Raw genomic sequence first — 17,686 nt, 5'->3', positions numbered from 1 at the left:
GCTCCCCTTCGGGCGGCGCGGGGGGGGCGGGCCACCGGGCCCTCTGTCTGGGGTTGAGGCGCGGGGGGGGGGGGGGGGCGCCCCCGCCCCCCCCCCCGCCACTCCATGAGCGAGACCTGCGGCTACCCAGACATACCAATGAACATTAGAATATTGATATGACCGACGATCGAATCGACTCCTGCGACCTGCTCTGCCTGGATCTGCCGCACGCCGAACAGATCCGCCGACGCCTGCCCTCGCCGGCCTCTCTGGAGCCCGCCGCATCGGCGGCCAAGGGCCTGGCCGACCCCACGCGGCTGAACGTGGCCGCGGCGCTGGCGGCCGGAGACGAGCTGTGCGGCTGTGATCTGGCGTGGATCGTCGGGCAGGCGCAGAACCTCGTCTCGCACCACCTGCGGCAGCTGCGCGCCGCGGGGCTGGCCACATCCCGCCGGGACGGCCGACTGGTGATGTACGCGCTCACCGAGCAGGGCCGGGTGCTGCTGGGCGTGCTCCTGGGCGACGACGTCAATGCCGCCATGGAGATCTGACAAGGGCAGGGGAAGGGGATTTCGATGGGTGCGGAATGCTGCGCGCCGGCCGAGGCGGACGCCACCGCCGGTGCCGAGGAACACGAACAGGGGCCGCAGCGGCTGTGGCACGTACGGGAGCTGCGGTTCGCCGTGGCCGCCGGCGCACTGCTGCTGGCAGGCCGGCTGACCGGCCGTGCCGGGGCCGAGGTCCCGCAGACGGTGCTGGAACTGGCCGCCGTGGCGGTCGGCGCCGCCGCCTTCGTCCCGGCGGCCGTACGCAATCTGTTCAAGCACCGGCATGTCGGCGTGGGCACGCTGATGACGATCGCCGCGATCGGGGCGGTGGCGCTCGGCCAGTTCTTCGAGGCCGCCATGCTCGGCGTTCTCTTCTCCGTCGCCGAAGGTCTGGAGCACTACGCGGTCGTCCGCACCCGCCAGGGCCTGCGCGCACTGCTCGACCTGGTCCCCGACACCGCCTCGGTGCTGCGCGACGGCCGCGAGGTGCAACTCGCCCCGGACGCCCTCGCCCTGGGGGACGTGATGCTGCTGCGCCCGGGACAGCGTGCCGCCACCGACGGTGTCATCCGCTCCGGCCGCACGAGCCTGGACCTGTCCGCGATCACGGGTGAGTCGATGCCCGTCGAAGCCGGCCCCACGGACGCCGTGCACGCGGGTGCGATCAACGGCGGCGGCGCGATCGAGGTCGAGGTCACCGCGCCGGCGAAGGACAGCTCCCTGGCCCGCATCGTGCACATCGTGGAAGAGGCACAGGAGCGCAAGGGAGCGGGCCAGCGGCTGGCCGACCGGCTCGCCAAGCCGCTGGTGCCGGGCATCGTCGCGCTGGCCGGGCTGATCGCCGCCCTCGGCGCGATCCTCGGCGATCCGCTGCTGTGGCTGGAGAGGGCCCTGGTCGTCCTCGTCGCCGCCTCCCCGTGCGCGCTCGCGATCGCCGTGCCGCTGACCGTGGTGGCCGCCGTCGGTGCGGCCGGCCGCACCGGCGCCCTGGTCAAGGGGGGCCTCGCCCTCGAACAGCTCGGCACCGTACGTACGGTGGCCCTCGACAAGACCGGCACGCTCACCCGCAACGAGCCCCGCGTCATCGACACCCTCACCGCCAACGGCGCGACCGACACGCAGGTGCTGCGCCTGGCCGCCGCGCTGGAGGCCCGCAGCGAACACCCCCTCGCCGCCGCGATCACCGCCGCCGCCGACGAAGTCCCCGAAGCCGCCGAGGTGACCGCGGTCGTCGGCCACGGTCTGCGCGGTGACGTCGACGGGACGCGGGTACGGCTCGGCCGCCCAGGCTTCATCGAACCCGGCGGCCTCGCGGCGGAGGTGGCGCGGCTGCAGGGCGAGGGCGCGACCGTCGTCCTCGTCGAACGCGACGACGTACTGATCGGCGCCATCGCGGTACGCGACGAGCTACGGCCCGAAGCGGCGGAGACCGTACGCGAACTGCGCCGCCTCGGCGTCGAGGTGGCCATGCTCACCGGCGACAACGCCCGCACCGCCCAGGCGCTCGCGACCGCGGCGGGTATCGACGACGTCCGCGCCGACCTGCGCCCGGAGGACAAGGCCGGGATCGTCACCGAGCTGCGCGCCCGGGGCGGCCGGGGCGGCGTGGCCATGGTGGGCGACGGCATCAACGACGCCCCCGCGCTGGCCACCGCCGATGTCGGCATCGCGATGGGCGCCATGGGCACCGACGTCGCGATCGAGACCGCGGACGCGGCACTGATGGGCGAGGACCTGCGCCACCTGCCCCTGCTGCTGCGGCACTCGCGCCGAGCCCGCTCGCTCATGCTGCAGAACATCGGCATGTCCCTGGCCATCATCACCGTACTGATCCCGCTGGCCGCCTTCGGCGTCCTGGGCCTGGCCACCGTCGTGTTCATCCACGAACTCGCCGAGGTCGTCGTCATCGCCAACGCCCTCCGCGCCGCCAAGGCCACCCCCCTGCCCGGCACGACAGCCCTCGCCACCACCGTGCGACGGACCGCACCTGCCGAGCCCTCCGTACAGCCCGCCGCGCTCTCCACGCTCCTGATCGCCCCAGGCACCAAACCGGCGGCCGAGACACCGCGGGAGGCACTGGCGGTCCCGGAACCCGCGACAGGCTGCTGCGCGGGCTGCGCGACGGACCAGCCGGCCCACGTCGAACAGCCAACCCTGGTCAAGACGGTCCCGGCACAGAACCCTCGCCCGGCCAACCCACTGCCGGTGGTGAATCCCGCGCTCCGCGGCGACGGATGCTGCGACGGGCAGTGACCTGCGGGCCCTCACGTCCAGCGTCCACCAACCGCGGCTAGCTGATGAAGTCCGCAAGGTCGCGTTCAAGGGCGGCCTCCGGCTTGGCGCCGACGATGGTCTTGGTGACGTCGCCGTCGGCGAGTGCGGCAAGGTACCGCTCGGCGTCCAGGGCGGCGGCGCAGCCGGAGGGGCCCGAGCCGATGACGACGACGTTGCGGATCTCGCTCATGCCGTGGTCTCCGGCGCGATCTCGGCGATCAGTCCCTCGACGCGCTTCTTGATCGCGTCGCGGATCGGGCGTACGGCCTCGACGCCCTGGCCGGCCGGGTCGTCCAGCGTCCAGTCGAGGTAGCGCTTGCCGGGGAAGACCGGGCAGGTGTCGCCGCAGCCCATGGTGATGCACACGTCCGACTCCTTCACCGCGTCCACGGTGAGCATCTTCGGGACCTCGGCGGAGATGTCGATGCCGACCTCACGCATGGCCTCCACCGCGGCCGGGTTGACGTTGGCGCCCGGGGCGGAACCCGCGGAACGGACCTCGACCCTGTCGCCGGCCAGGTGGGTCAGCCAGGCGGCGGCCATCTGGGAACGGCCGGCGTTGTGGACACAGACGAACAGCACGGAAGGCTTTCCGGACATCAGACGATCTCTCTTGTCTCGCGAGTCACACGGAGGAAATCAGGCGCACATGACATCAGCACCAGGTGGCATCAGTAGCCACTGATGTGAAAGTATCAGCTCATGATGACGTCAGTCGACACTGACCTGATCCGGGTGCTCGCCGACCCGCTCAGGCTGCAGATCGTGACCCTGCTCGCCCACGAGACCCTCTGCACCACGCACCTGGTCGAGGAGACCGGCGCCAAGCAGACCAACCTCTCCAACCACCTGCGCGTCCTGCGCGAGGCCGGGGTGGTGGAGACGGAACCCTGCGGACGCTTCACCTACTACAAACTCCGGCCGGACGTCATCGAAGCCCTGGCAGGCTCCTTCACCGACCTGGCCACGGCCGCCCGCGCCACCCGGGCGGCCGACACGAAGAGGGCCTGTCCGTGACCAGCACCGAACCGGCCACCACAGCCCCCGCCGGGCCGGAAGACGACTCGGCCGTCGCGCAACTCTCCACACTCGACCGCTTCCTGGCCGTATGGATCCTCATCGCCATGGCCCTCGGACTCGGCCTCGGCCGCCTCGTCCCCGGACTCAACGACACCCTCGCCGAGGTGGAGATCGGCGGCATCTCCCTGCCCATCGCCGTCGGCCTGCTGATCATGATGTACCCGGTCCTGGCCAAGGTCCGCTACGACAAGCTCGACGCGGTCACCGGCGACCGCAAGCTGATGGTGTCCTCACTGGTCGTCAACTGGATCGTCGGCCCGGCCGTGATGTTCGCGCTGGCCTGGATCTTCCTCCCCGACCTACCGGAGTACCGCACCGGCCTGATCATCGTCGGCCTCGCCCGCTGCATCGCCATGGTCATCATCTGGAACGACCTCGCCTGCGGCGACCGCGAAGCCGCCGCCGTCCTCGTCGCGCTCAACTCCGTCTTCCAGGTCGTCGCGTTCGGCCTGCTCGGCTGGCTCTACCTCGACCTGCTGCCCCACTGGCTGGGCCTCGGCGACGGCCAGCGCCTGGACATCTCCATGTGGAAGATCGCCCTCAACGTGGTCGTCTTCCTCGGCGTCCCCCTGCTGGCCGGCTTCCTCACCCGCCGCCTCGGCGAGAAGAAGATGGGCCGCGAAGGGTACGAGGCGAAGTTCCTGCCGAAGATCGGCCCCTGGGCCCTCTACGGCCTGCTCTTCACCATCGTCATCCTCTTCGCGCTCCAGGGGAAGACGATCACCTCGCAGCCGCTGGACGTGGCCCGCATCGCCCTGCCGCTGCTGGTCTACTTCGCGCTCATGTGGGCGGGATCCTTCCTGCTCGGCAAGACACTCGGCCTCGCTTACGACCGCACCGCCACCCTCGCCTTCACCGCGGCGGGCAACAACTTCGAACTGGCCATCGCCGTCGCCATCGCCACCTTCGGCGTCACCAGCGGCCAGGCACTCTCCGGAGTCGTCGGCCCGCTCATCGAGGTACCGGTCCTGATCGGGCTCGTCCACGTATCCCTGGCCTGGCGCAAGAAGTTCACCGCCACGGCTCTCACCACCCCCGCGAGGCAGTACTGATGCACGGTCTGCGCCGGGGCCGAGGCTCTGACCACGGTGGCCCGCCCCGGTGCCCTCACGGGGCGTGCACCGCGAGGGCGGGCGGCTGCGCGTGGAGACCGATTCCGGCGTGTCGGCCGCCCGTTGCGTGATCCGCCCGGCCCTCACGCCGTGACGACAAGGAGGCGTCCACCCGAACGGGCCGGGGCGCGAGACTTCCGGCCGTCAGTCAGTGCCCGCGGGGTGCGTACATCAGGACGGCCATACCGGCCAGGCAGATGAGTGCGCCGATGACCGTCATGCCCGGGGCCATCCAGGTCGAGGCCGAGAACGCCCTTCCCGCCCAGCACCGTGCGCGGCCGGAGGACCAGATCAAGCGCCAGTGCGTCCCGCGCCGTGGCCGGCCCGAGGACGTCGCGGCCCTCGTGGCGTTTCTCGTGGGCCCCTCCGCCTCGTTCATCACAGGGCAGTCCGTCCACGCCGACGGCGGCTGGCTGCTGCACTGAGACAGTCAACGAGCAAGGAGACGAACCGAAATGACCGAAAGAGTCCGCGCCGTCCTCGTCACCGCAGACGACACGATGCTGGTGATCCGCCGCTCACGCACGTGCCAGGTACGAGGAAGCGCCCCGGCCGGCCGAAGCCGGTCGAGGCGCTGAAGAGCAGGTCAAAGGGATTTTCCTCGCCCTGCTGTCGGTAGGCCGTGTGGGACTCGAACCCACAACCAACGGATTAAAAGTCCGCTGCTCTGCCAATTGAGCTAACGGCCCTCGACACAACACACACGAGCATAGCCCGCCCGGGAGCCTGCGCCGATCGGGTATCCCCTGTGGGGATGTCGCGTGGCACGGAGCAGACGCCCACCGGACGCGGAGCAGGCGCGGGGAGAGGGTGCCGCCGGGGCAGCGGTCGGAGGAACGGGCCAGGGCCCGTGCCGGCCACCCTGGGGGTGGGGCACGGGCCCTGGTGGAGGGTCAGGAGCGGCGGCGGTCAGCCGTTGCGCTTCCAGCGGGGCTTGTCGTCACGGCGGCCGAAGGAGCCGGTGCCGGTGCCCGTCGTGCCGCCGCGGTGGTCGTCGCGGCGGGTGGCCGGGCGGTCGTGGCCGCCGGAGCGGAAGCCGCCGGAGGGGCGGTCGTCGCGGCGGTCGCGGTTGAACGGGCGGTCGCTGCCGCCCCGGTGGTCACGGCGCTCGAAGGGACGGGCGCCGCGGTCGTCACGGCGGTCGCCGCCCCGGTCGTCCCGGCGGTCCGCGCCGCGGTCGCGGTTGAAGCCGCCGCGCTGCTCGCCGCCCCGGTCGTCCCGGCGGAAGCCGCCACGGTCGTCACGGCGGTCGCCGCCCCGGTCGTCACGGCGCTGGAAACCACCGCGGTCGCCGCCCCGCTCGTCCCGGCGGTCGTCGCGGCGGAAGCCGCCCGCGGGACGGTCGTCACGGCGCTGGAAACCACCGCGGTCACCGCCGCGGTCGCCACCCCGGTCACGGTCGCCACCGCGGTCGTCGCGCGGCGTGTAACCCCGCGCGCCGCCCCGGCCGCTGCGCTCGCCCCGGTCGTCCCGGCGGCCGAAGTTGCCGCGCTCGTCGCGCGGCGTCGCCTGCTGCGGTACGGACGCCGCCGCGGCGGCCTCCTCGACCGCGCGCTCGGCCTCGGCCGTCACCGCGGCGACCGCTGCCTCCGGGTCCTCGCCCCGCTCACGCGCGGCGCGGGCGACCAGCCGGCCGGCCTCCTCGCGCAGCTCGGCGGCGCGCCGCTGGGCGCGCTCCAGCTGCTTGGTCAGGTCGGCGGCCTCGCGCTCGGCCTGCTTGGCCGCGTTGTTCGCGGAGTCCGCCTGGACCTCGGTGAGCGAACGGGCGCCGGTGATCTCGGCGACCTCCGGGTCGAACGCGCCGGCGCCGCCGACCATGTGGCGCGAGGCGTCGACGCCCGCGTCCTCCATCAGCCGGAAGATCTGCCGGCGCTGGTGCGGCAGCGCCAGCGAGACGACGACACCGGACTTGCCGGCCCGCGCCGTACGGCCCGAGCGGTGCAGGTAGTCCTTGTGGTCCCCGGCCGGGTCCACGTTGAGCACCAGGTCGATGCCGTCCACGTGGATACCGCGGGCGGCGACGTCGGTGGCGACGAGGGCGTTGACGTAACCGTCCTTGAAGTCGGCCAACGTCCGCGTCCGCGCGCCCTGCGTCATGCCGCCGTGCAGCGCGTCGGCCTTCACGCCCGAGTCGCGGAGCTGCTCGGCGATCCGGTCCGCGCCGAGCTGCGTCCGTACGAAGATGATCGTGCGGCCCTTGCGGGCGGCGATCGCCGCGGTGACCGGGGCCTTGTCCTTGGGCTTCACGACGAGCACGTGGTGCGTCATCGTCGTGACGTTGCCCTGGGCGCTGTCGACCTCGTGGCTGACCGGGTCGGTCAGGTAGCGCTTGACCAGCGAGCTGATCTCGTTCTCCATCGTGGCGGAGAAGAGCATGCGCTGGCCGCCGGCCGGCACCAGGTCGAGCAGCTCGGTGACCTCGGGCATGAAGCCCAGGTCCGACATCTGGTCGGCCTCGTCGAGGATCGCGATCTGGATCTGGTCGAGCGAGCAGGCGCGGCGGTTGATCAGGTCGCGCAGCCGGCCCGGGGTGGCGACGAGGATGTCGACGCCGCGCTCCAGGGCGTAGATCTGGTTGCTCATCGACGTACCGCCGCAGACGACCTTCATCTTCAGGCCGAGCACGTCGCCGTACGGCTGGAGCGCGTCCGCGACCTGCATCGCCAGCTCACGCGTCGGCGTGAGGATGACGCCGCGGGGCTTCTTCTTCTCGGTGTGGCCGCCCGCCAGCGTGGCGAGCAGCGGCAGGCCGAAGGAGAGGGTCTTGCCGGAGCCGGTACGGCCGCGGCCCAGGATGTCCTTGCCGGCCAGGGCGTCCGGGATGGTCGCGGCCTGGATCGGGAAGGGGGCGGTGACGCCGTTCTGCGCGAGCTTGCGGACGATGCCGTCGGGCAGGCCCAGGTCGCCGAAGGTGATGCCGGGAGCCTTCTCCGACGCCTCGTCGGACTCGGTCGTCCCGGGGGCCTCTGCGGCCTCGATCGCCTCTACGGCCTCTACGGCCCCTTCGGCCTCGGCCACCTCGGGTGTCTCGGTGAGCTCCGCCACATCGGCGGAGACAGCGGCCTCTTCGGCCTCAACGCTCTCGGGCATGACGGCGCGGTCAGTACTGGAAATGGACATGCGAAATGCGAAACCTTCCGGAGTCTCGGCACGCGCCCAAACTCCGTGAAATTCGCAAATCGACCGCCTCAATGCGGTCAGCCACGGCAAGGGAGAGTACGCGCCACGCGGCGCTCTTCTGTGTCGGCGCCGGGCAATGATCAAACGATCTACTACCATACGCACCCACCCCCCACTTAGGCAAACCAGGCCCCCGCCGCCGAGGTGCGGAAACGCGAAAGAGACGCGCCTCACACCCGCGCGTCAGCACACCCGCGGCACCCGCGCGTCGGCACACCGCCGCACGAACGCGCGCACATCACCCCGGCCGCGTCTCTCACACCGGCCCGGGCTGGGCCGACGCCGACGGCTCCGTCAGCATCCCCGCCCCGTCCGCCAGGGACAGCGCGCCCGTCCGCATGCCCGCCGCCGGCGAGGCCGACGGCGGCTCCTGCGGCTTCGTCGGCTCCGGCTCGGGGTCCGGGTCCTCCGGCGCGGGGGACGGCGTGGGCTGCTGTACGGGCGGCGGCGCGGAGCGCGTGGGCTCCCTGGTCGGTACGGGCTCGTTCCCCGGCGCGGTCGGCTTCCCCTCCCCCGGCTCAGGACCGGGCCCGGTGGACGGCCTCGGCGAGGGGGCGCCCGACGAACCGGCCGCGGGCGAGGCCCCCTTGCCCGGCCCGGCCGCCGGGGCCCCGTCCCCCGCCCCGCCCTTGCCGTCCGGCCTCGCGTCGCCGCCCGCCTCGGCGTGCCCCGTACCGCCGCCGCTCTTCTCCGTATGGCCCGGCCAGGCGTCGGACCCGCCGGCTCCGGCGGCGGCTCCCGTACCGCCGTCGGGTTCCGCGGCGGCGGCGCCGGTACGGTCCGGCGAGCGCGACGGGGCCGGGCTCCCGGCGTCCTCGCCGACGCTCATACAGCCCGCGGAGGACAGGGCCGCCAGGGACGTGACGATCCAGACGGCGAGACGGCCTGGGGCGGACAACTGGCGCACGAGCGGCACCTCCGGGGCACGGGAACGGCTCTCCCCGCCGTCGGCGGGGGAAGGTCGACCTGCCCAACTCCCTTTTCGCCGCCAGGGACACGCCCGGGTCACACGGAGCCGCCGACGATCTTGCCGGGGCGCGGATCTGCCGGACAATGGCCCTGTGCTGGAGATGACACGCGAGACCTTCGAAGAACTGGTGAGCCAGGCCCTCGACCGGATCCCCCCGGAGCTGACCAGGGTCATGGACAACGTCGCCGTCTTCGTCGAGGACGAGCCCGACCCCTCCGACCCCGAACTCCTCGGGCTGTACGAGGGGACGCCCCTCACCGACCGGGGCGAGTGGTACGCGGGTGTCCTGCCCGACCGCATCTCCATCTACATGGGGCCCACCCTGCGGTACTGCGAGAGCACGGAGGACGTCGTCCACGAGGTCTCCGTGACCGTCGTCCACGAGATCGCCCACCACTTCGGCATCGACGACGACCGGCTCCACGAGCTCGGCTGGGGCTGAGCCCGTACGGGGCCCGCGCCTCCGTCCGCGGACTACTCCTGTTGGCGGCGGCCAGGCATGGCGGACCGGCGCTCCGGGCATACGCGCCCAATGGACCGTGATGTCCCACGCCTCCCTCCGCGCGCCCTCCGAGCCCTCCGCACCCTGCGCTCCGCACTCCCGGCGCTCCCACGCATCACGGGCCGTCTCCGTCTCCGTCCCCGCCGCCCCACCGGCCTCACCAGTTCCCTCGTCGAGGTCCACCCCCCGCGCCCCCTCGTCCGCGCGCTCGGCATGGTCGCCGTCGTCCTGTTCGGCGCCTGGCTCGGACTGCTGATCGTCGGCAGCGTGCTGACGCCGGTCGGCCCCATGGACACCCGGATGACGCTCCGCCCCTCCCTCACCGGCGGCACGAAGATCAATGTCTCGCCGCTCGGCGCGCTGGAGCTGGCCACGCACACCGGGCCCGTCCGGCTGGACGTGGACGTGGACCAGCTCGACCCGGTCCGCTCCACCGCCCTCGTGGAGCACCCCGAGCGGCTCTCCGGGCTGCAGAGCGAGATCAGCCGCGACGTCAGGACCGGCACCACCGAGCTGGCCGTACGCTCCGTCGTCGCCGTCGTCTCGGGCGCGACCGCCCTCGGCCTCGCGGTCTACCGCCGGCCCCGCCGCGCCCTCGCCGCCGGCGGCCTCGCGTTCACGCTGCTGGGCGCCTCCGCCGCCGGCGCGTACGCCACCTGGAACCCGCAGTCGGTGCTGGAGCCGAAGTTCTCCGGGCTGCTCTCCTCCGCGCCCCAGGTCGTCGGCAACGCCCGCTCGATCGTCTCCGACTTCGACGTCTACCAGAAGGAGCTGGCCCGGCTGGTCACCAACGTGACCAAGCTGTACGACGCCACGTCCTCGCTCCCCACCTTCCAGCCCGACCCGGCCACCCTCCGCGTCCTGCACGTCTCCGACATCCATCTCAACCCGGCGGCGTGGCACATCATCGGCTCGCTCGTGGAGCAGTACGGGATCGACGTGATCATCGACTCGGGCGACACGATGGACCACGGCACCTCGGCCGAGAACACCTTCCTCGACCCGATCGAGGACCTCGGCGTCCCCTATGTCTGGGTACGGGGCAACCACGACTCGGACCGTACGCAGGAGTACCTGGAGCGCACCCGGAACGTGCACGTCCTGGACGAGGGCCGGGCCGTCTCCGTCGGCGGGATCCGGATCGCCGGCACGGGCGACCCGCAGTTCACCCCGGACCGCTCCCGGGAGGTGCAGGGCGACCCGGCCGAGCGCATGGCGGGCATCCGGCTCGCGTCGGCCCTGCGCGACCAGGAGCGGGCCGGCACCCCGGTGGACATCGCGGTCGCCCACGACCCGCTGGCCGCGGAGCAGACGGACGGGGTGGTCCCGCTCGCCCTGGCCGGACACGTGCACCACCGCGAGACGCGGATACTGCCGTACGGCACCCGGCTGAAGATCGAGGGCTCGACGGGCGGCGGCGGGCTGCGCGCGCTGCAGAACCAGAAGCCGGAGAAGGTCCGCGCCTCCGTGCTCTACCTGGACCGGACGAGCAAGCGGCTCCAGGCGTGGGACGAGATCACGCTCGGCGGCCTCGGGCTGACGACGGCCGAGGTCAGCCGTCACCTCCCGGAGGAGGCGGGGAAACCCGGCGCGGAGTCCGGTACGGACCCCGGTACCGACGCGAGTACGGGTCCCGGCGGCGGCCCCCGTACGGGGCAGGGCACGGGGCGCGGTACGGGTACCCCTTCCCGTCCTTCCGGCACCGCGTCCCCCGCGTCCCCCTCAGGCTCCGGGCCGGGTCTCCCCGTCCCCGAGCCGTGACCGGCCTCGCCCCCGGCCCGGGGAACTCCCCGCGAAAACGCCCTGCGAGAGGGCCCCGTAAACCGTTTTGGCGATAGCTCCCCGCATCACATATGCTTCGGACGTCCCCGACGCGCTGGAAAGCGCCCAGGCGGGCCCTTAGCCCTCATCGTCTAGTGGCCCAGGACGCCGCCCTTTCAAGGCGGTAGCACGGGTTCGAATCCCGTTGGGGGCACGCAACACCATGTGCGAGACTGGTGCTCGCACATTGCTTGGTCCTGTGGAGCAGTTTGGAGTGCTCGCCACCCTGTCAAGGTGGAGGCCGCGGGTTCAAATCCCGTCAGGACCGCTTGCAGCCGCGAGGCTGCGTGGCTGGGTAGCTCAGTTGGTACGAGCGATCGCCTGAAAAGCGATAGGTCGCCGGTTCGATCCCGGCCCCAGCCACCACCGCCCGCAAGGGCACCAAGCCCCCGCCCGGCGAATCCGGCGGGGGTTTTCCCGTACCGCGCCTCCTGCTCGCGCCTCCTGCCGCCCAGCCGAAGGTGGGCTCCGCTCCCCTCCGGACGCCCGCCCCGCGACGAAATCGTTCGCCACCCCGTCGGCCCGGGTGAGATCCTGGTTTCGGTATGTCTACTTCCTTCGCCGACCTCCAGACCCTGCTGGCCGACGTATCGCTGCGTGACGCGCAGCGGCTCGGCCGCCGTCTCGAAGGCGCCCGGCGCATCCGTAAACCCGAAGCGCGCCAGGCCGTGCTCGACGAGATCGCAGGTCAGGCCGGGAAGGCCGCCGAGCGGACGCGGCTGCGCGCCGGGCGGGTGCCCGAGGTCTCGTACCCCGAGCAGCTGCCCGTCAGCCAGAAGAAGAACACGATCCTGGAGGCGATACGCGACCACCAGGTCGTGATCGTCGCCGGTGAGACCGGGTCGGGCAAGACGACCCAGATCCCCAAGATCTGTCTGGAGCTGGGCCGCGGCGTCCGCGGGATGATCGGGCACACCCAGCCCCGCCGGATCGCCGCCCGTACGGTCGCGGAGCGCGTCGCGCAGGAGCTGGACACCCCGCTGGGGGAGGCCGTCGGCTGGAAGGTCCGCTTCACCGACCAGGTCGACCAGGACGCGACCTTCGTCAAGCTGATGACGGACGGCATCCTGCTCGCGGAGGTCCAGACGGACCGCGAACTGCTCGCGTACGACACCCTCATCATCGACGAGGCCCACGAACGCAGCCTCAACATCGACTTCCTGCTGGGCTATCTCGCCCAGCTGCTGCCCAGACGCCCCGACCTCAAGGTCGTCATCACCTCCGCGACCATCGACCCGGAACGTTTCTCCCGGCACTTCGGGGACGCGCCCATCGTCGAGGTCTCGGGCCGTACGTACCCGGTCGAGGTCCGCTACCGCCCGCTCCTGGAGGACGACAGCGCGGAGCGCGACCGGGACCAGATCACCGCGATCGCCGACGCCGTCGAGGAACTCCAGCGCGAGGCCCCCGGCGACATCCTGGTCTTCCTCTCCGGCGAGCGGGAGATCCGCGACACCGCGGAGGCGCTGCAGAAGCTCTCGCACCGCGACACCGAGGTCCTCCCCCTCTACGCGCGGCTCTCGCATGCCGAGCAGAACCGGGTATTCCAGCGGACCTCCGGAAACGCGACACGCCGGATCGTCCTGGCGACCAATGTCGCCGAGACCTCGCTGACCGTCCCCGGCATCAAGTACGTGATCGACCCGGGCAACGCCCGGATCTCCCGCTACAGCCACCGCACCAAGGTCCAGCGCCTGCCGATCGAGAAGATCTCCCAGGCCAGCGCCAACCAGCGCAAGGGCCGCTGCGGCCGTACCTCCGACGGCGTCTGCGTCCGGCTCTACTCCGAGGAGGACTTCGTCTCCCGCCCGGAGTTCACGGACGCGGAGATCCTGCGGACCAACCTGGCGTCCGTCATCCTCCAGATGACCGCGGCCGGCCTCGGCGACATCGAGAAGTTCCCCTTCATCGATCCGCCGGACCACCGCAACATCCGCGACGGTGTGCAGCTCCTCCAGGAGCTGGGCGCCTTCGACATGGCGGAGAAGGACCTGAAGAAGCGGCTCACCCCGCTCGGCCGCAAACTCTCCCAGCTCCCGGTGGACCCGCGGCTCGCCCGCATGGTCATCGAGGCCGACCGCAACGGCTGCGTACGGGAGGTGATGGTGATCGCCGCCGCGCTCTCCATCCAGGACCCGCGCGAGCGCCCCTCCGAGAAACAGGCGCAGGCCGACCAGCAGCACGCCCGCTTCAAGGACGAGACCTCCGACTTCCTCGCCTTCCTCAACCTCTGGCGGTACGTACGGGAGCAGCAGAAGGCGCTGTCGTCCTCCGCGTTCCGCCGGATGTGCAAGACGGAGTACCTGAACTTCCTGCGGATCCGCGAGTGGCAGGACATCTACTCCCAGCTCCGCACGGTCGCCCGGCAGATGGGCATCCACCTCAACGAGGAGGACGCGGCGGAGCAGTCCGTCCATGTCTCGCTCCTCTCCGGACTGCTGTCGCACATCGGCATGAAGGACGTGAAGGAGAAGGACGCCTCGAAGAAGGACGGCGGGCGGGACGGCAAGGACGGCGCGCGGAAGGACGGCGGCAGGAACGAGTATCTGGGCGCCCGCAGCGCGAAGTTCGCGGTCTTCCCCGGCTCCGCCCTCTTCAGGAAGCCGCCGCGCTTCCTCATGTCTGCCGAGCTGGTGGAGACCTCCCGGCTCTGGGCGCGCGTCAACGCGCGGATCGAGCCCGAGTGGATCGAGCCGCTGGCCGGCCATCTCCTCAAGCGCACGTACAGCGAGCCGCACTGGGAGAAGGACGCGGCGGCCGTCATGGCGTACGAGAAGGTCACGCTGTACGGAGTACCGATCGTCGCCCAGCGCAAGGTGAATTTCGGCCGTATCGACGCCGAGGCGTCGCGGGAGCTGTTCATCCGTAACGCGCTGGTCGAGGGCGACTGGCGCACGCACCACCAGTTCTTCCATGACAATCGCAAACTGCTCGGCGAGGTCGAGGAGCTGGAGCACCGCGCCCGGCGCCGCGACATCCTCGTGGACGACGAGACGCTGTACGACTTCTACGACCGTCGCGTGCCGGAGGACGTGGTCTCCGGGGCGCACTTCGACTCCTGGTGGAAGGCGAAGCGGCGCGAGGAGCCGGAGCTGCTCGACTTCGAGCGGTCGATGCTCATCAACGAGAAGGCCGGCTCGGTCACCAAGGACGACTACCCGGACTCCTGGCGCCAGGGCGCGCTCAAGTTCCGGGTGACGTACCAGTTCGAGCCGGGCACGGACGCGGACGGCGTCACCGTCCACGTCCCGCTCCAGGTGCTCAACCAGGTCACCGCCGAGGGCTTCGACTGGCAGATCCCGGGGCTGCGCGAGGAGGTGGTCGTGGAGCTGATCCGGTCACTGCCCAAGCCCGTACGGCGCCACTACGTGCCCGCGCCGAACTACGCGGCCGCCTTCCTCGACCGCGCCGTCCCCCTCCAGGAGCCGCTGCCGGTCACGCTGGCGCGCGAACTCCAGCGGATGGTCGGTGTGCCGGTCTCGGCCGAGGACTTCGACCTGAGCCGGATCCCGGACCACCTCAAGATCACCTTCCGGATCGTCGACGAGCGGCGCCGCAAGGTCGCCGAGGCGAAGGACCTGGAGGAGCTGCGGCTTCAGCTGCGCCCCAAGGCCCGCCAGGCCCTCTCCCAGGCCGCCGCGGCCACCGCGGAGCGTTCGGGCGGGGAGACGATCGAGCGCACGGGGCTGACGGAGTGGACCATCGGCACGCTGGTACGGATCTTCGAAACTCGGCGGGCCGGCCAGCCGGTGAAGGCGTACCCGGCCCTGGTCGACCAGGGCGCGACCGTGGCCGTACGGCTCTTCGACACGGCGGCCGAGCAGCGGCAGGCGATGTGGGCGGGCACCCGGCGGCTGATCATGCTGAACATCCCGGTCAACCCGGCGAAGTTCGCCTCGGACAAGCTCACCAACCAGCAGAAGCTGGCGCTGTCCCGCAATCCGCACGGATCGGTGCAGGCGCTCTTCGAGGACTGCGCGACGGCCGCCGCGGACAAGCTGATCGCGGACCACGGGGGCCCGGCGTGGGACGAGGAGTCGTTCCGGAAGCTGTACGACAGGGTGCGCGCCGACCTCGTCGACGCGACGGTGCGGACCGTCGGCCAGGTCCAGCAGATCCTGGCCGCCTGGCAGTCCTGTGAGCGCCGTCTGAAGGCCACGAACAGCCTGGTGCTGGTCAACAACGTCCAGGACGTCAGGGACCAGCTGGCGGCCCTCGTACCGGCCGGCTTCGTCACCCTCACGGGGCTGCGCAGGCTGCCGGACCTGATGCGCTACCTGGTGGCGGTGGACCGCAGGCTCCAGCAGATGCCGACGGCCGTCCAGCGCGACACCACGCGCATGGAGAAGGTCCACGAGATGCGGGACGAGTACGCGTGGCTGCTCGAACAGCTGCCGCGGGGGCGGCCGGTGCCGCCCGAGGTGCTGGACATCCGCTGGATGATCGAGGAGCTGCGGGTGAGCTACTTCGCGCACGCGCTGGGCACCGCGTACCCGGTCTCGGACAAGCGGATCGTGAAGGCGATCGACGCGGCGGCCCCGTGATGCCCGGGCCGCCGGCATCCGGTTCGACCGCACCCTCCGAGCTGCTGTAGAGTCTCGTTTCGCAGCCGCCACTACGGGGCCGCGAAACCTGGTCCTGTGGAGCAGTTTGGAGTGCTCGCCACCCTGTCAAGGTGGAGGCCGCGGGTTCAAATCCCGTCAGGACCGCATAAGAAGGGCCCGCATCCGATCACCGGATGCGGGCCCTTCGCCGTGCGCGGCCGCGCGCCGCAGGGCACCCGGGGCGTGCGTGCGCGGACCCGGCGGCTCGCGCGGGCGTATGCGTGCCGGTGCGCGGGCGTACGGAACCTGGTCGTTTTGCCGTACGCCGCGCTCGCCCGTCCTCGGCGCCGGACTCCATTGCATACGGCAAGCGCCGTCGACGCAGCGGTAACGCCGCAGTAATGGCGTGCCCAAATCCGGCGGGGCGGGGGCGATGCGTCTTGACGGGGTTCACGGCCCGGGGTACCTAAGCAGAAGGCCCCTTGTCCGTCGCATCCCGGGGCCGCACCGGGGGTGGTGTGCGTGACCGCATCGACAGCGAGGCCGGCGAATCGGACCCGGCCCGTGAGGCAGACGAAACATGAGACGGGCGCGCTGCTGCGCGCCCACCTGGCGGCCGCTTCGGGCCGCCCGCACGCCACCGGGTACTGCCCGGTCTGCCATCGCCTCCAGCGGCTCGTCGACGAGTCCGTGACGGCTCCCGACGCCGCTCCGGAGGGTGCCGGTTTCCTCCTGGTGAAGTTACCCGGCGGCCAACCCCCTCCCGCAGTCTGACGTTTGACTGGTGTTCGGCTGCCGGCCGATGGCCGTCCCGCCGTCGTCGCGTCTCCGTCCCGCGTGGCGGAGTGCGTTCCGGGTCCCTGGCGACCATGATCTGACAAGTGCCCACGAGCGGTTCGCTCGCCGTTGGCAAGAGTTGAAGGATGTGACGGGAGTCACGTAGGAACTTCCTGCAAAGGCAGGACTTACACCCCGCCTACAAGGCATCAATTTCATATGTGCAATTGCACTCCCCGTCCGAGCCCTCCCCGCTCGTTCCCCGTCACCACCGGAACCACTCGTTCCACACCGTTTCCGCGCACAAAAAATCGCGCCGGACTCGGCGGAGTCCGGCGCGATCGGCGACTTACCCGTCTTGCGTGGGCATGGCACCTGTTGGGGCAGGTGCCCGTCGTGTGGAGCCATGGGTCGGGACGACCGGATATGGGGGACCCGGCTGTGCCCTGCTTGGTTTGAGCCCTAAATGAGCCTTACTGGGGTGTTCAGGCCTCGCTGCGCTGCTGCGGAATACCCGCAAGCAGTGCGCGGACCTCTGCCTCGCGATACCGGCGATGCCCACCGAGCGTGCGGATGGACGTGAGCTTGCCGGCCTTTGCCCAGCGTGTGACCGTCTTCGGGTCCACACGGAACATCGTGGCAACCTCAGCCGGGGTCAGCAGCGGCTCGGCATCAGGGGTGCGAGCGGTCATGAGCGGCCTCCTCGGGAGAACCGAACCTTCTCGGTTCTTTCCTCTAAATTCTGCACCTTGACCCGCGTTGCCCGAAATGGCGGACGCGGGTCGAGTCGGTTATAGGACGAACGGCTTGTCCTCGGCACTACAACTACACCATCCGTCCAGCCACGTAGGCCAAACCGATGGAATTGCCCTCTGAGGTGTTCATCAGCGGCGGAA

At 71.2% G+C, this 17,686-nt stretch carries 14 protein-coding genes and 5 tRNA genes; 13 read left to right on the top strand and 6 right to left on the bottom strand.

From position 1 onward, the window contains the following. The first annotated feature begins 158 nt into the window (after positions 1-158). Together ACFXKG_RS07090 and ACFXKG_RS07085 are read left to right on the top strand one after the other, a co-directional pair. On the top strand, positions 159-533 hold the full coding sequence (locus ACFXKG_RS07090) for an ArsR/SmtB family transcription factor (RefSeq protein WP_384833594.1): 375 nt from the start codon (positions 159-161) through the stop codon (positions 531-533). Between the two features lie 24 nt (positions 534-557). After that, entirely contained in the window at positions 558-2,783 is a 2,226-nt protein-coding gene (locus ACFXKG_RS07085; protein WP_384833591.1) for a heavy metal translocating P-type ATPase, read from the top strand. Between the two features lie 37 nt (positions 2,784-2,820). On the opposite strand, the gene ACFXKG_RS07080 is transcribed toward ACFXKG_RS07085, so the two are convergent. Next, on the bottom strand, positions 2,821-2,994 hold the full coding sequence (locus tag ACFXKG_RS07080) for a hypothetical protein (RefSeq protein WP_384833588.1): 174 nt from the start codon (positions 2,992-2,994) through the stop codon (positions 2,821-2,823). Next, on the bottom strand, positions 2,991-3,404 hold the full coding sequence (locus tag ACFXKG_RS07075; RefSeq protein ID WP_384833585.1) for an arsenate reductase ArsC: 414 nt from the start codon (positions 3,402-3,404) through the stop codon (positions 2,991-2,993). Before ACFXKG_RS07075 ends, ACFXKG_RS07080 begins: the two co-directional genes overlap by 4 nt. Before the next feature lie 102 nt (positions 3,405-3,506). Here ACFXKG_RS07075 and ACFXKG_RS07070 point away from each other — a divergent pair, with 102 nt between their 5' ends. The 3 genes from ACFXKG_RS07070 to ACFXKG_RS07060 all read left to right on the top strand — a co-directional run bounded on the left by ACFXKG_RS07070 (position 3,507) and on the right by ACFXKG_RS07060 (position 5,421). Further along, positions 3,507-3,821, top strand: a complete 315-nt coding sequence (locus ACFXKG_RS07070) for an ArsR/SmtB family transcription factor (protein ID WP_384833582.1) — start codon at positions 3,507-3,509, stop codon at positions 3,819-3,821. Continuing rightward, positions 3,818-4,936, top strand: coding sequence for an ACR3 family arsenite efflux transporter (gene arsB / locus ACFXKG_RS07065; RefSeq protein WP_384833578.1), 1,119 nt, complete (start codon positions 3,818-3,820; stop codon positions 4,934-4,936). Before ACFXKG_RS07070 ends, arsB begins: the two co-directional genes overlap by 4 nt. 269 nt (positions 4,937-5,205) lie before the next feature. Further along, positions 5,206-5,421 (top strand): SDR family oxidoreductase, encoded by a 216-nt coding sequence (locus tag ACFXKG_RS07060; RefSeq protein ID WP_384833575.1) that lies wholly within the window; start codon positions 5,206-5,208, stop codon positions 5,419-5,421. Positions 5,422-5,612: 191 nt separating this feature from the next. Here ACFXKG_RS07060 and ACFXKG_RS07055 read toward each other — a convergent pair. The 3 genes from ACFXKG_RS07055 to ACFXKG_RS07045 form a co-directional block, all read right to left on the bottom strand. Continuing rightward, positions 5,613-5,685: transfer RNA gene (locus ACFXKG_RS07055), tRNA-Lys, on the bottom strand. Between the two features lie 220 nt (positions 5,686-5,905). Beyond that, a complete protein-coding gene (locus ACFXKG_RS07050) occupies positions 5,906-8,116 on the bottom strand; it encodes a DEAD/DEAH box helicase (protein ID WP_384833572.1) in 2,211 nt (736 codons plus the stop codon). A gap of 316 nt (positions 8,117-8,432) precedes the next feature. Continuing rightward, a complete protein-coding gene (locus tag ACFXKG_RS07045) occupies positions 8,433-9,083 on the bottom strand; it encodes a hypothetical protein (RefSeq protein WP_384833569.1) in 651 nt (216 codons plus the stop codon). Positions 9,084-9,237: 154 nt separating this feature from the next. Between ACFXKG_RS07045 and ACFXKG_RS07040 the strand changes: the two genes are divergently transcribed. The 8 genes from ACFXKG_RS07040 to ACFXKG_RS07005 all read left to right on the top strand — a co-directional run bounded on the left by ACFXKG_RS07040 (position 9,238) and on the right by ACFXKG_RS07005 (position 16,787). After that, positions 9,238-9,588: a metallopeptidase family protein gene (locus tag ACFXKG_RS07040; RefSeq protein ID WP_365810567.1), complete on the top strand. Its 351-nt coding sequence runs from the start codon at positions 9,238-9,240 to the stop codon at positions 9,586-9,588. 90 nt (positions 9,589-9,678) lie between these two features. Beyond that, a complete protein-coding gene (locus ACFXKG_RS07035; protein WP_384833565.1) occupies positions 9,679-11,409 on the top strand; it encodes a metallophosphoesterase in 1,731 nt (576 codons plus the stop codon). A gap of 141 nt (positions 11,410-11,550) precedes the next feature. Further along, positions 11,551-11,623: transfer RNA gene (locus ACFXKG_RS07030), tRNA-Glu, on the top strand. A gap of 39 nt (positions 11,624-11,662) precedes the next feature. Then, positions 11,663-11,737 (top strand) — tRNA-Asp (locus ACFXKG_RS07025). Between the two features lie 21 nt (positions 11,738-11,758). Beyond that, positions 11,759-11,835, top strand: a tRNA-Phe gene (locus ACFXKG_RS07020). Between the two features lie 179 nt (positions 11,836-12,014). Then, positions 12,015-16,013, top strand: a complete 3,999-nt coding sequence (gene hrpA / locus ACFXKG_RS07015) for an ATP-dependent RNA helicase HrpA (RefSeq protein WP_384833562.1) — start codon at positions 12,015-12,017, stop codon at positions 16,011-16,013. 90 nt (positions 16,014-16,103) lie between these two features. Further along, positions 16,104-16,178 (top strand) — tRNA-Asp (locus ACFXKG_RS07010). Between the two features lie 399 nt (positions 16,179-16,577). Further along, a complete protein-coding gene (locus tag ACFXKG_RS07005) occupies positions 16,578-16,787 on the top strand; it encodes a DUF6274 family protein (RefSeq protein WP_384833559.1) in 210 nt (69 codons plus the stop codon). Positions 16,788-17,275: 488 nt separating this feature from the next. On the opposite strand, the gene bldC is transcribed toward ACFXKG_RS07005, so the two are convergent. Next, on the bottom strand, positions 17,276-17,482 hold the full coding sequence (gene bldC / locus ACFXKG_RS07000) for a developmental transcriptional regulator BldC (protein WP_003949541.1): 207 nt from the start codon (positions 17,480-17,482) through the stop codon (positions 17,276-17,278). Positions 17,483-17,686: the final 204 nt, after the last annotated feature.

Source organism: Streptomyces sp. NPDC059255 (assembly GCF_042752355.1).
Lineage (GTDB): Bacteria > Actinomycetota > Actinomycetes > Streptomycetales > Streptomycetaceae > Streptomyces.
The sequence above is the reverse complement of the archived record's forward strand: the minus strand, read 5'-3'. Positions and strand labels throughout refer to the sequence as shown.